Origin of the sequence: Pantoea ananatis PA13 (assembly GCF_000233595.1) — a bacterium.
In the GTDB taxonomy this organism is placed as follows: Bacteria; Pseudomonadota; Gammaproteobacteria; order Enterobacterales; family Enterobacteriaceae; genus Pantoea; species Pantoea ananatis.
The window spans coordinates 3,081,580-3,094,580 of sequence record NC_017554.1 but is presented as its reverse complement, the minus strand read 5'-3'; the positions used below and the strand labels follow the sequence as shown (position 1 = coordinate 3,094,580).

Annotated in this window: 18 protein-coding genes; 14 read left to right on the top strand and 4 right to left on the bottom strand. The window is 38.4% G+C overall.

Annotated features, from left to right (window positions below; all coding sequences use genetic code 11):
* Positions 1–12: 12 nt before the first annotated feature.
* The 8 genes from PAGR_RS24165 (at position 13) to PAGR_RS14550 (ending at position 6,367) form a co-directional block, all read left to right on the top strand.
* Entirely contained in the window at positions 13–1,233 is a 1,221-nt protein-coding gene (locus tag PAGR_RS24165; protein ID WP_071823389.1) for a recombinase family protein, read from the top strand.
* 3 nt (positions 1,234–1,236) lie between these two features.
* Positions 1,237–1,914 (top strand): hypothetical protein, encoded by a 678-nt coding sequence (locus tag PAGR_RS24160; RefSeq protein WP_071823388.1) that lies wholly within the window; start codon positions 1,237–1,239, stop codon positions 1,912–1,914.
* A complete protein-coding gene (locus PAGR_RS23905) occupies positions 1,907–2,056 on the top strand; it encodes a hypothetical protein (protein ID WP_158150532.1) in 150 nt (49 codons plus the stop codon). Before PAGR_RS24160 ends, PAGR_RS23905 begins: the two co-directional genes overlap by 8 nt.
* A gap of 452 nt (positions 2,057–2,508) precedes the next feature.
* Positions 2,509–2,865 (top strand): hypothetical protein, encoded by a 357-nt coding sequence (locus PAGR_RS14570; protein WP_014606226.1) that lies wholly within the window; start codon positions 2,509–2,511, stop codon positions 2,863–2,865.
* A gap of 586 nt (positions 2,866–3,451) precedes the next feature.
* Positions 3,452–4,000, top strand: a complete 549-nt coding sequence (locus PAGR_RS14565) for an HNH endonuclease (protein ID WP_014606224.1) — start codon at positions 3,452–3,454, stop codon at positions 3,998–4,000.
* Between the two features lie 98 nt (positions 4,001–4,098).
* Positions 4,099–4,575, top strand: coding sequence for a hypothetical protein (locus tag PAGR_RS14560; protein ID WP_044042397.1), 477 nt, complete (start codon positions 4,099–4,101; stop codon positions 4,573–4,575).
* Positions 4,576–5,177: 602 nt separating this feature from the next.
* The gene (locus PAGR_RS14555; protein WP_014606223.1) at positions 5,178–5,894 is read left to right on the top strand and encodes an HNH endonuclease; all 717 of its coding nucleotides are present in this window, start codon (positions 5,178–5,180) and stop codon (positions 5,892–5,894) included.
* Positions 5,894–6,367: a DUF6998 domain-containing protein gene (locus PAGR_RS14550; RefSeq protein WP_014606222.1), complete on the top strand. Its 474-nt coding sequence runs from the start codon at positions 5,894–5,896 to the stop codon at positions 6,365–6,367. Before PAGR_RS14555 ends, PAGR_RS14550 begins: the two co-directional genes overlap by 1 nt.
* Before the next feature lie 25 nt (positions 6,368–6,392).
* Here PAGR_RS14550 and PAGR_RS14545 read toward each other — a convergent pair whose 3' ends face one another.
* Complete coding sequence (locus tag PAGR_RS14545; protein WP_044042395.1) at positions 6,393–7,070, bottom strand: hypothetical protein; 678 nt, start codon at positions 7,068–7,070, stop codon at positions 6,393–6,395.
* A gap of 58 nt (positions 7,071–7,128) precedes the next feature.
* Here PAGR_RS14545 and PAGR_RS14540 point away from each other — a divergent pair, with 58 nt between their 5' ends.
* A complete protein-coding gene (locus PAGR_RS14540; protein WP_044042394.1) occupies positions 7,129–7,323 on the top strand; it encodes a hypothetical protein in 195 nt (64 codons plus the stop codon).
* 183 nt (positions 7,324–7,506) lie between these two features.
* Here the strand turns inward: PAGR_RS14540 and PAGR_RS14535 are convergent, their stop codons facing one another.
* On the bottom strand, positions 7,507–8,121 hold the full coding sequence (locus PAGR_RS14535) for a hypothetical protein (protein ID WP_014606221.1): 615 nt from the start codon (positions 8,119–8,121) through the stop codon (positions 7,507–7,509).
* Positions 8,122–8,182: 61 nt separating this feature from the next.
* Positions 8,183–8,497 (bottom strand): hypothetical protein, encoded by a 315-nt coding sequence (locus PAGR_RS14530; protein ID WP_044042393.1) that lies wholly within the window; start codon positions 8,495–8,497, stop codon positions 8,183–8,185.
* Positions 8,498–8,707: 210 nt separating this feature from the next.
* Here PAGR_RS14530 and PAGR_RS14525 point away from each other — a divergent pair, with 210 nt between their 5' ends.
* Together PAGR_RS14525 and PAGR_RS14520 are read left to right on the top strand one after the other, a co-directional pair.
* Positions 8,708–9,046 (top strand): hypothetical protein, encoded by a 339-nt coding sequence (locus tag PAGR_RS14525; protein ID WP_044042392.1) that lies wholly within the window; start codon positions 8,708–8,710, stop codon positions 9,044–9,046.
* Positions 9,047–9,053: 7 nt separating this feature from the next.
* Positions 9,054–9,392 (top strand): hypothetical protein, encoded by a 339-nt coding sequence (locus PAGR_RS14520; protein WP_049792156.1) that lies wholly within the window; start codon positions 9,054–9,056, stop codon positions 9,390–9,392.
* A 66-nt stretch (positions 9,393–9,458) separates the two neighbouring features.
* On the opposite strand, the gene PAGR_RS14515 is transcribed toward PAGR_RS14520, so the two are convergent.
* On the bottom strand, positions 9,459–10,340 hold the full coding sequence (locus PAGR_RS14515; RefSeq protein WP_014606219.1) for a GTPase family protein: 882 nt from the start codon (positions 10,338–10,340) through the stop codon (positions 9,459–9,461).
* Between the two features lie 343 nt (positions 10,341–10,683).
* Here PAGR_RS14515 and PAGR_RS14510 point away from each other — a divergent pair, with 343 nt between their 5' ends.
* The 3 genes from PAGR_RS14510 to PAGR_RS23230 all read left to right on the top strand — a co-directional run bounded on the left by PAGR_RS14510 (position 10,684) and on the right by PAGR_RS23230 (position 12,531).
* A complete protein-coding gene (locus PAGR_RS14510; RefSeq protein WP_044042390.1) occupies positions 10,684–11,460 on the top strand; it encodes a hypothetical protein in 777 nt (258 codons plus the stop codon).
* Between the two features lie 45 nt (positions 11,461–11,505).
* Positions 11,506–12,219 carry a methyltransferase gene (locus PAGR_RS14505; protein ID WP_014606218.1) on the top strand — a complete coding sequence of 238 codons (714 nt, stop codon included), beginning with the start codon at positions 11,506–11,508 and terminating at the stop codon, positions 12,217–12,219.
* A 90-nt stretch (positions 12,220–12,309) separates the two neighbouring features.
* Positions 12,310–12,531 (top strand): DUF2188 domain-containing protein, encoded by a 222-nt coding sequence (locus PAGR_RS23230; protein WP_014606217.1) that lies wholly within the window; start codon positions 12,310–12,312, stop codon positions 12,529–12,531.
* Positions 12,532–13,001 lie beyond the last annotated feature (470 nt).

The following is a 13,001-nucleotide window of genomic DNA, read 5'->3' as shown; positions in this document are numbered from 1 at the left end:
GGGATTATACATATGCCTCAACTTTATTCCTACGTTCGGTGGTCGTCAGATAAACAAACTAAAGGCACTACCCTTGAACGTCAGATGGCGAGTGCAAAGCTATTTGCTAATGATAATGGTTTAGATCTTGTTGAAATCATCGAACCAGGTGTATCGGCCTTCAAAGGTAAGAATGCAAAAGACGGTAAACTTGGTGATTTCATCAATGCAGTTGAAGCCGGAGCCATTGAACGGGATAGCTGGCTATATGTTGAGAACCTTGATCGCCTCACGCGTCAATCAGCAACCGAAGCACAAACTCTTTTCATCCGACTGTTGAATCTTGGCTTAACCCTTGTAACTGGAATGGATAAACGGATTTACACGCTGGATTCAGTTAACAACAATCCTACTGAATTCATGATTTCCATTTTGTTGTTCAGTCGTGCGAATGAAGAGAGTAAGACCAAATCAGAAAGGACAAAGGGAAACGTACTGGCACTGATTGCCCGTCACAAAGAAGGACTACCAGTTAACATCAAAAGTGTCGGTAAACATCCTTGGTGGATTGATGATTCTGGTTCCCAGTACGAAGCAGTACGCGAAGATGAAAAGTACTGGCCCATCGCAAGGGAAATCATTGATCTCTATTTGGCTGGAAAGGGTGCGTATAAAGTGAAACGTCACCTTGATACAAAGTACCCAAATGGTTATGAGGGTAAGGAGTGGGATTACCAGATGTTAATCCGTATGCGTAAGAATAAGGCATTGTATGGTGAACGCACACTTAACATCAATGGTAAGGCATTTAAGTTAGTTAACTATTATCCTTCCTTATGCACTGATGAGGCTGAATACCTACGTTTACAGGAATTGAAAAGGAAGAATGATTATCAATCAAAAGATAAAGATGATGTGGTAAACATTAAGCTGTTATCAGGTTTGTCACTATTACGATGTGGTAAGTGTGGCGGTACAATGTCTTCCTTTATGAATAAAGAGAAACCAAGATACATTTGTCTCAATGGGAGACACTTACAGAAAAACTGTCATGGATGGTCAGTTAATGCATTATTGATTGAATATTGTTTAATCGCTACTTTAGTTATTGGTTATATCAATGACAAGAAAGATTCACAGATTGATAATACTGAAAACACTTCACTACTGGAAAAAGATCTTGGTGAGTTAGAGCGTTTAGATAAAACCATTGCAAATGTGTCATATGCTCTTGAGCAAGGTGTGAATCTTTAAGCTATGGTATTGCGTCTTAAAGAATTATCAAATGAACGCGAAAGAGTAATAACTAATATTGATAAGATAAAGCAGCGGATGATCGCACTTGAAGGAAAAGGTGGGATTAATGTTGCTATGGATGAACTTTTCTCAATGATAACTTGGTCGGTCATTAGTGATACTTCTAACGAAATGAGACATAAACTCAGACCTGTTATTGATGCAATCATTGAAAAAGTAGTGGTAGATAAAGTAGATGGCTGTATATCAATACAGACCAAGTTATACAATGATGATGTTACCTTTATCTTTACTGGTGAAGGTAGGAAACCTCATTGGAAATTTGATGTGGATTTCATGATTGAAGGCGAACCAATTGAAGATCTTTTGATTAAGTCAGACGCATTCAATGAAGCCTTTAGGATTAAAGATAACGTGTTGTGTGAGTATAGGAAACTGCTTGGTGATGTTATGACAAAAGCACTAATCCCACTTGGATATCCTGAGATCGACGGAAAAATGTTCTGGCCTAATACCAGTGGTGGCAAAAAGGTGATGATTGAATATCAGCATGTTCGTTATTCGGTTTCATTAACTGGTAACTTGCCACAGGATGTGAAGAATATGATCAAAGCCAGTGGTTACACACGCAAAGAGTTTCTTGATACTCACAAGGTATTGGAACTGGACAATGAGTGAAGAAAGAAAATCACAGTTATTGAAGTTCCTTGTTGAAGCAGGCTTTGACGAGAGAATAGCTGAATGTATGGTTATTTCAGCAATGAAAGCTGAAGAGAAACTTGAAAGTGAGAATAAGAAAGGTAAGCCTCTTCAGAAGTAGCCAGCAATGGTTGATGCTTTTGATAGAGCGAGGACACGTTTCAAGATGCATCTAGCCCCATAGGAGCGATTCTATGGGGTTTTTTCATGTGTAATGGTGACTAACATACTCAGACAAGAGATACTCTTGGAATGGGTTGAAGCAGATTCTTGGTATGTTGTAGTTCAGATAGTCTATGAAACGTTGGATGGGTAACAAGACTTATTGAGCCTTTAAATACTATCAAATTTGATAAATTAAAATACATACTTATTTGGAATGTATATAGTGATAGATCGTTATTTAATATCAATTTATCAGGAATTAATTTTAAATATTTGATGAAATTACTTGCTGACCTCGCCGTGCTTTGATAAATTAAATTCAGCCCAAACGAGCGGGTGAAAAACATTAAACACACATTCACTACTGAAACAGTAGCGGGTATTCTATTGAATAAAAAGGTAATTATTATGCTTAACATTCTTGAAGCTCATAAATTCTTTAGCGACGACCATAATGTAAATATCCAGGACAAAGAGATCTGGAGCAATGGTAATCTAACATACTCATGTAAGAATGGTGATGAAGTAGAATATACAGATGGTAAGAAGTCAGATTCTCCATTCTATGGTAAGAAGTGTATTCAAACATTGTATATTACTAACAAAGGAACGATTCAACAGAATCACGAGGATGATAGTTTCTACTTCCGCCTTGCTGATGATGTAACACTTTCAACTTACATTAATGGTCAACTCTTGAGTGAAGATCCTGACGGTCTGTTTAATGATCATGTTACCTTTGCTAATGCTCTTATGGCGAAGTAACTTATAGTATTAAACACAAGTGAAAAACTTGTGGCGGTCATAACATTGACCGGTTTTAATTGAGACGATTTTCCCCACGAATTCATAAATAAATGAAAGGGAGAATCATATGATCACAGTTATCTTAATCGCAGTATCACTACCATTAACATTGAAGATAGTTAGCAAAGTCATTCTTCGGTACTGGCACTAATACGAATCACAATACCTGAAAGATTTATTGAAAGTTTTTGGAACGAAAAAATATCTTGCGGTATAATCTATGTATCATCCCGTCACCGGCTCAGCGTGACAGTTTATAACCTCCAAACGAAAAATTACTCCATGTTATGGGGTGTTTTTTCGTTTGGAAATAATACGGAAATGTATAGCTAATGAAGAACAAACAAATCAATGTGCGACTAACTGAGGATCAGATAGCTATCCTTCAAAGTCTCGTACAGAACGGTACTGTCAAAACACAAAGTGCCGCACTTGTTTACCTAATCAACCAATACGGGATCTTAGGTAAAAAGTAAAAGCGTTTGGTGGTCGCAAAACACCGGGAAGGTAACAGGACGTTGCCTAATGTATATGGAAATACAATATGGAATGGAAACAAATCAATGACAAGTACTCAATAAACAGTAACGGTCAAATCTGGAGTAATCGACGTGAACAATACTTGAAGTTAACTACAAACCCTAATGGGTATGTAATGATACCTAAAAGTGTTGGAGTCGATTACAAGTATGTACACCAACTAATGTTGGCTATCTTTGAAGTACCTAAACCTGATGATGAACAACTTTATACACCTGATCACATCAACCGTAACGGGGAAGATAACCGACTTGTCAACTTACGTTGGGCTACACGCACTGAACAACAGCTTAACCAGAAGGTACGCAAAGTACAGGAAAAACATCTTGAGTTACATCAATGGATGGATTTGATGTATGCATTTCTAACTGGCAAGTACTCACACTATCAGATAACCGATTACATGAATGATACGTATGGGCGTAACTCACACCGAATCGTGTACATGTGTATCATCAAAGGCCAGCACTACAAGGACTGGTATGAAGGTTATCTCACTGATGAACAACGTGAGGCTATCAAAGTACTTAACGCAAGTCGCAAGACATACTAAAAAATGAAAAGCCCGGTAAATGTCACAATACCGGGCTTTGATTAATATAAGGAAATTTTTGATTATGAAAAAGGAATCTTTTCACACAGGTATTTATCATGGCTAAAAAAGAAGTAATTCTCGACAACAGCAAGCTTAACGCAGCATTGAAGCGTATAACCTACAATGGCCTATCAAATGAAGCCAAAATAGTTATTAATGAAGCCATTCAGAATTGTCCATCACTCGGACAGTACAAACTACCAGTTGATGATGTTTTCTACATCATCCGTAATGCTGGTGAACTTTCAAAGGCACAGGTTGAGTACCATCTAACAATCTACCGTAGCGACAAATCACAAAAGCTACCCAATAGCGTTTCATCCATAGAGAAGTACAAGAAGGCATGTTCAGCCGTAGCTATTGCTCTTGAAGCATTTACAGAAGGTGGCGGTCTACTGTGTGGACTAAAGGCCGCTACGGAAAAAGTACTTCCAAAGCCAATGAGCGATGCCCACAAGCAGGCAGTACAAGAACTACTGAATGCAAATGCATCCGCAAGTGAGGTAATCGCATTTCTACAGACCATAAGATAACCGTAACTATAACCGTAACATGGTAGTAAAAAAATACGGTTATAATTTTTTGAAGTGATTAATTAGTGCATAATAATGCATTAAATAGCACAATTTATGCATAATTTAGCCTTTTTATTCATTGTTTATGCGTTCTTGGCCGTTTTCAGGAATAACCGTAACTTAATATAATATAACTTTCACTTTTTACTTTAAAAGGCAATTGACTTACATATCTTTCAGTCTCAGAGAGCCTGACTCGCTTTGCTCGCCAGTCTCTATAAAACTCAATGATAAGATCATAACTTGCGTTTTTGTCGCACTGAAGTACTCCAAAGAACGCCGCGTTTGTTTCTCGCTTTGCTCGGTCACTAAATCGTACTGAACAAAATGATTTGGTCTGCCGTCTTCGTGAGTAACTACCGCACTACGCTTTGCTCCGCTTGCTTGGGTCGTTCGGCTGTTTAAGCCTCTCTAAAGTACTGCCAATGTGACTTGGACAAGTAGCCACCATGCCGACCAATTGTCCAAATCCCCCTCATGATTAAAACCACATAAAGTACTGGATCATTAGCTCTGTTTGTATGTACAAAGAAGAACTTCAAAGGGAAATGGGCATGAATATGAACAGAAAACAGTTTATCCAGTCACATGGGGCTACTTGCAGCAACTGGACCTGGAGTTGGTCGTTTGTTGACCATGAAAATAAGAAAGTTATTTTTGGTGCATGGGACGTGGAAAGTGAGCAGGAGAGGTCTGTAATCCTTCGTGAGCGTTGGGAGTTCAATTCCAATAACAAGAAGCAACCAGGCTATACCCAGGCACTTGAACACATACAGTTGGTTCACGAAGGTTACGAACTATACACTTTCAATATGGTGTTTGCTGAGCATCCAGATAATCCAGAAGTCGCAGTCATTAAGGACTTTGAGCGGAAAATCGAAAAACGTTTTCTGAGAAAAGAAGGTACTGTCTGGTACGCTGACTACTTACCAAACCCATTTCCTGATGAAATCCCAGCACCAGAGAACTACGCGGAAGGTGCGAAGAAGCAAGTAACAGTAAACTCTTACGAGCGTGATCCAAAGGCAAGACAAGCCTGTATTGACCATCATGGAACTACATGCGGGTGTTGTGGCTTCGACTTCGAGAAGGTTTATGGCGAGCATGGTAAAGGCTTCATTCACGTGCACCATATCAAGCCTTTGTACACAGTCGGTGAAGATTACGAAGTTAACCCAATAACAGACTTGGTTCCACTTTGCCCCAATTGTCACGCAATGGTGCATCGTGGTAGTGAAGTACTTAGCATTGAAACTCTTAAAGAGAAAATGCGGTAATGGAATTATCAGAGCTAAGTACAATCGAGTTGATGCAGCTTAACCAAAAAACCTTGGCTGAACTTGAGCTTAGAAATGTTTTACGTACACGAAATAATCCAGTTAGTGAGTATACAGAATGGCTTGTATCAAATCGTATGGGAATGGTACTTGCACCTGCAAGTACCAAAGGGTATGACGCAATCACCAGTGGTGGTAGAAAAGTTCAGATAAAGTCACGAAAGAATAATGCTAAGAATAAATCAATGATACTTGGTATAATTCGAAACTATGAACTCAATCAATTTGATGATCTCATTGCTGTTATCTACCATCCAGACTTCAGTATTCGATATGCGTTACAGATACCTCATGAGTTGGTTAAGATCTATGGAAGATTTAACCAACATCAGAATGGATATACGCTGAGTATGACTGCCAAACTACTCTCCGATAGACGGGTTGTAGATATAACTCAATGTTTTTTAGTTTAATTGAGATTGTTTAAAATTGCAGATTTCAATAGCCTATTTTAACTGCTGATTTAATATTTTTAGAAGATTCCATAACTAATTTTGATGACCTGTCCATAGTTTCAAACAAGGAGTTGAGTGACTCAATGTTTTCTATAAATTTGGTAAGGTATTCGGGTGTTTGTTGTTTCGCATTAGGATTATAAGATCTATGATGATCAATGCTAAAGTAAAGATGCTCGCTAAATTTTCTTGAGAATTGCTTGATGCTTTTCAACGCTTCATCAATAGGGATATTAAAGGAAACATTAAATCGATTAAGTTTATTCTTCATTTTAATAATTTCAACTAACTCGAGCTCGAGTGAATTAATCCTAATCATCGTTTCTTCAAATGATTCAATTGGATTGTCAACAAATTGATTGACCACGCGAAACTCTTGAAAAATCATATCGTATTCGTAGACCACATCATCTAGTTTTGAGAAGAAATCTGCTGATTTGTCAAATGCAAATTGCTGTGATTTTGAACGAAACCAATTCTTAGCTTGATAAGCAGCATAAGCAGCAGCACATGCCATTACCACATTACATGCCGCACTAATCCAATCAGATAGATTGCCAATATCTTTCTTATAAGCACTGCCTATAACTAACCACAACCCCACAACTAAAAGTACTGCAATCGCTACTTCCTTAACTACCTTCCACACCTTCCTAATCATGGTTTTATCCCTCAACCCAAAACATGATAAATACCATAAACTTCAGAGGATTAACACTATGAAAATAGATAAATTCACAATAGGCCGCTTCGGTCTAACAAACACTAAGGGTGTGATTAGATACTTCATCGATGGCGAAGAAGTGTCATATGCTGAACTTGAGTATGGTTCACCAGAGAAGATTACTTTGGAAGTACTCAAAGAGAAGTATGATCACGAATCAAAAGATAACAACCTCAAATGGGAACCCTAGAGTTATCTCATTCAACGCTGATTCACTGCATTCCTATCACAGAATATAATGGCGATGCAATAGCCAACGATATTGATTTGATTTTTATTGAGTAATTGACGGGAAAATAGTATATTATACTTCAACCCTGGACCGTTAACAGCGGGTTGTTCTGCACAAACTTTCCGTGGTTCAGGGCTATTTTTATTGTAATTTAAAGAAATGTTCAAATCTTTGGGTTTTAAACTTATCGTAAGCCTTCTCTAGCTTAGTTAAAGATGAAAGGTAATCATTGTAATTGGTTTTAAGTAATTTGAACTCTTGCTCAAATTCAGACCAACCCATATTATATAGTTGATATAGGCAACTATCACAACATGTATAGAAGTGAGCAGCAGATATGTGCATATTAATCAATTCATTCGTTACATTTAAAATATCACCGGGATTTGAAACTTTTATGGCCCAACGCTCTAGACGAAATAAGTCCTCAACCAAGGTTTGAACGCTATTTTTATAGTTACTATGCCATAACAACTTTACATTATATTCAGATTGTGACCTTTTATTAGGAACCGAACGGCTTTGATATATTTCTTCAAACAGTGAAAAGGTTGAGTGTGTTTCGCTAACGGTTTTTTTTGTGTTCAAAGTATATTCATCGATAGAAGATAGTATATCTTCTGCTTTATCGAAGCCTTTGGTATGAGTTTTTTGTGAAAACCAATCTCTCGCATTCCATGCAGCATATATAGCAGCCACAGCCATAGCTATATTACATCCAGCACTCACAATATCTGACGCATTACCTAATTCCATATATTCAACTCCAGGTTTTTAGCTCTAAGAATTATGCATCACTTGTTGTTGTTTAGCACTATCAAAACAGCAATTCATCTTGCCTATCCACATCGACGAAATCAAACTCTCCATCATGAGCAAGAATCATGTCCTGCTGATAGCCTAACCAAGTAATCACTTCAAAGATTGTCTGTGTTGTATCAAACCTCAACCAATATGCCGTGTTTGTCTTTCTTCCAACCCAAAACAATCTTTCAGCCTCGCGTGGCTTCGTTTCAGAGAGTACCAGCTCACCCTGCTCTATTTTCTGAAGATAACCGTACTTATGGATGATTGAAAAACGTTCACCACGGATTACGCAGTACTGAAGCCCACCGTGTAGTGCTCGGATCATATCCGTCTTTGTTCCCCATTGGTTTACCTTCTAAGTATTACAGTACTGTATGTATTCACAGTCTCTTTGATGAATTACAAAGTTAAAGGGGGAATAGATAAAAAATTATCTTTTTCAGCAACTTACATTGATCATTGAGTGCTATTTGCACTGTTTTGATATCTAAAAGTGATCAATAATGATTTTTTTATTCATTTTGGATATCGATAAATGGAAGCGTTTTGTTCAGTTTTAAACAATGTCGATGGGCAAATTATAGGGCTTCAATATCAGGGCAAGTTCAGCCGGGAGTTGCTTGAAGGACTGGAAGACAAAGTACAGTATTTCATGGATCACAACTTGGTGTTGGTCGTTCCAATAGATTTCCAAACGGTATCAGTACTCGACCATGAGCATGATTCATATCCGTTCTTACGACTGATGATCAATGAGGAGCAGGTCACATGGATGGTTCTGAACCATCACTTAAACCCGGTCAGTTTTCAGTATGGAAACGATACGATGAAGAATGGCCTTGTAGGATTCTACGTAAAAGAAAAGTATATATAAAGGGCGTATGGGTTCAACTATTCGTCGTACAACTAAAGGAGTTAGTAAATTGTTCGGATTAGGGACAATCATAGATTTGGTGAAGACCGCAGTAGGGTACTTCACTAAGAAGCAGGACAGCAAACTAGAGTTAGATGCGAAGAACTCAGAACAACAAAATGAAATCACTCTTGAAGAGACGCGTAATGGCTTTACGTGGCGTCAGGCATTAGGCTATGTGCTTACGTTTATCGTCGCATGGAACTATGTAGTGATTCCAATATTGGCATTGTTTGGGGTTGTACTTCCCACAATCCCACTTGCTGATGTGTGGAAAGTACTGATTATTCTTGTTGGTGGTAATTAATACCTAATGCAGGCAAGTTTAAGAATAAAAGCTTGCCAATTTTTAGACACACCAATCACAATGAAGTTACCAAAACTTAAATTTACCAAGCAGCTTAGAACCAACTGCGATTAGTGTTGCTGCCGCTGCTTCAACTACCACATCTTTCACTGAATGCCAGGCATCACCAACCCATTCTTTAACTGAATCCCACACGCCTTTTTCTGCTTTTTCCGCCATGGTTTCTGTTTTTACGCTTTCTCCTGCTTCTCGGTAAAATCCGTACTTTTTTTCGTTTGGGATCACATCTATAATCAACTCCATAAGTTCGGAAAGGTTGTAATTCTTCTTCGATGATGTTGCAATAATATTTTTGGCAGGCATGTCAAAGGCACGACTAATTTCAAGCACTTTCTCGCTTACGCTATGCAGTTGTAAGCTGGTCGGTTTGTTCTCTGCTTTACTCCAGTATCTTTCCCCATCATCATCTTCCATGGGTTCAATTTTTTCAGTAGCACTGATAGCAAATATCACTGGGCATTTTTTAATGTTTGGAAGTAGGATTTCTTGGTATGCCTTTTGTGAGTCAGCATATTGTCTTTCATCTGATTTTATAACCCAAACAACAACATCCAATTCGCTTACTTTCTCTTTGTATAACTTCAAATACTCTTCGTTTCTTGCGACGGTTTCCGCAATTCCTGGGAAATCGACGATAATTACACCGCCACCTTCACCATTTTCAGGTTTCAAGTGTATTTCTTGAATTTCTCTAGTTCCAGCGGCGACATGGCTCACTTTAGCAATGTCGCGACCAAATAATGCATTACAAAGAGAGGACTTACCAACGCCAGTAGAGCCCCAGATACCAATTTTAGGTGTGTAGTCTTTTATTTCTTTTATCTTTGCTTCAATAGCTTTGCGTACTTTTTCTCTATTAGTTTCTTTCTGAAGGTCTATCTTTTCCATGATATTATCCATTGATTTGAGTTGAAATTAAAGATGTTGCTTCCATGTGTTGTGAAGTAAGAATAAATAATAGTTATCGGCTGGTTTGAAGAAAACTTTAAGTTTTTCTTAAGGTGAAGGCTAAAAATTATAATCTAGTTTGAAGTTGATTGATTTTATATATAATTATGGCTATATGGATTTCAATTATCAAATGGCTAAAGATGTGTTTTACTAACAAGTATTGCATCCCATGATCCCGTGAGCTAAGGGGATGTTTATACCTAACTACATGAAGCAAAAAAGATGGTAGTTGATTTCCAAATGCTTCAGTAGTTTAATGAGGTTTTTAGGAGGGATGCTAATGAAGAAACGTTTGGAACACATAACGTATGCGTTTTTGATAATATTCGTTATGTTCTTGATAGTTAATAAATCAACTGCTGTTAATGAAACAACGAACTGGATTATTGCAATTGCCAACGTTGTAATGGCTGGTGCTGCTATTACTGGTGTTGTATATGCTCGTAAATATGTCAATGAACTTGCAACTAAAGATGGTTATGAAGCCGCTGTTCAACTAAAAGAAGAGATACTTCCTCATTTGAAGCCCGACTTTTTTGGCGGTGTAACTATCAGTAATATGAATCACGGCGTTAAACTAATTTCTGAAAAACCATTCTCAAAAAGGGATTACTTTGTTCATTTTATGGAATCATTCAAAGTATGCGATGCTGAATGTGTAAGATTTCAGGAATTGCTTTTTGAATTCGATAAGGTATTGAGGAGACTATCTACGTGTGGTTGGGGTGTTGTGAGCGGTAAGCAAACCCAATATGAAAAGCTTATCGAATCAGCAAGAAACTATTCAATGGCTCTTCAAGTTTTAACTAACTACACTGGCTCTTTTATGATGGATCGTAGTATTTTCAAAGACGATTTCCCCAAAAAAGTCAAACAGTTGAATGCTGATGAATTAGTTACCAGACGGCCTTTATTTCAAGGTTTAGATGAAGAATCCAAGTTGAATGTTATAAATTTTGTGAGTAACTATTCAACTGCAAAGGATGAACTCAATAAATCACACGCTGCGTACTTCGAAGGTGAACCACATCTATTTAAGTTTTTCGCTGTAAAGTAATTTCAAAACTAAATACCTGCATATTGACTTATGCAGGTATTTTTTATGGCACGTATTACGAAACAACAATCAAAACTACATCAACAGGTAATGGACTTAGTTCATTCAGACAAGCCACTATCATTTGAAGAAAAGGAATTCATTCTTTGGAACTATCAAGGTGATGGCATTGGCAGTACTGGGGCATTTTTCACACCTGAAATGTTCGCATGGGATTTCACCATTGATAGCTATTCATCGGGGCGATGCCTTGAGTTATGTGCTGGTATAGGGGCGTTAAGTTTCTGTCAGTACACAAGATGTAAACCACAACATATCACCTGCGTAGAACTCAATCCTCATTACGTTCAGATAGGTATGAGAGTACTACCAGAGGCTGAATGGATTGTTGGTGATGCCCTTACATACGTCTCAGAACAGCCTTACGACATTGTTTATGGCAATCCACCATTCGGTAAGATCAAAACCTCTGAGGCTGCTACAGGCTCTTACAGAGGTTCTGAGTTTGAATACAAGGTGATTACCCACGGTGCATCGTTGGCACCTTATGGCGTATGGATTGTTCCACAGGGTTCGGCGGGCTTTGTCTACAGCGGTGCTCGTTGCTATGAACGTCAGGAATCGACGAAGTACAGCAAGTTTGCGGAACAGACTGGCTTTCACTTTGAAGCAGGATGTGGGATTGATACGTCGATCTACCGGGATCAGTGGCATGGGACTAACGTAGTGTGTGAGGTAGTGACGGTTGAATATATGTAGTGATCAATTTCTCATTTAAACACCATATATGGTGTTAGCGGTCGGTTTGTTAGTGTAAAATACAACCTCACTAAACTGGAGGGCTGTAGAATGGGTAAGAACCAACACGTAGTGCCTCACAATGGCGATTGGGCAGTAAAAGGTGAGGGTAATGGAAAGGCTACATCAGTTCATGATACTCAACAGCAAGCAATTGATGCTGCAAGAACAATCGCCCAGAATCAGGGTAGTGAACTTTTAATACATGGACGTGATGGACAGATCCGAGCAAGGGATTCACACGGCAAAGATCCATTCCCACCGAAGGGTTAAAAACCTTCTCTTAATCTAAGAGGCTACGGCCTCTTTTTTTGTCTCAATATTTAGATTGGATTATTTACTTTTGGACAGCCGAGCGAGACAAATCCGACGCGCGGCGGCAGTGTATTGGTAGTGGACATAAGGTGGTTTCCGGTTCAGCACAGCAATGGCGCGCGATTTTACCTGTGTTGTGATGAAAATTGTAGCGTTATCTGTAAGGGATTAGTTAAGCGTAAAGTAACGCAAAAACCCGTAAAGGTCTGCACCCATCGCCCGGGGTCGGACGGCAGAACACGAGGGCAACCGAAAGTCAGTAACTCACCGTTGTGTAAAAGAATTTCTAATAAACACCGAATAATCAGGTGGATAAATATTAAACATCTTTAACTTTACGACAGCGATTTTGGTCACATTCTAAGTTGATATTTGCTTGTTTTCATTAATAATGAATCGCTTAACCAGTACTGAAGGCGTCGTTTCTT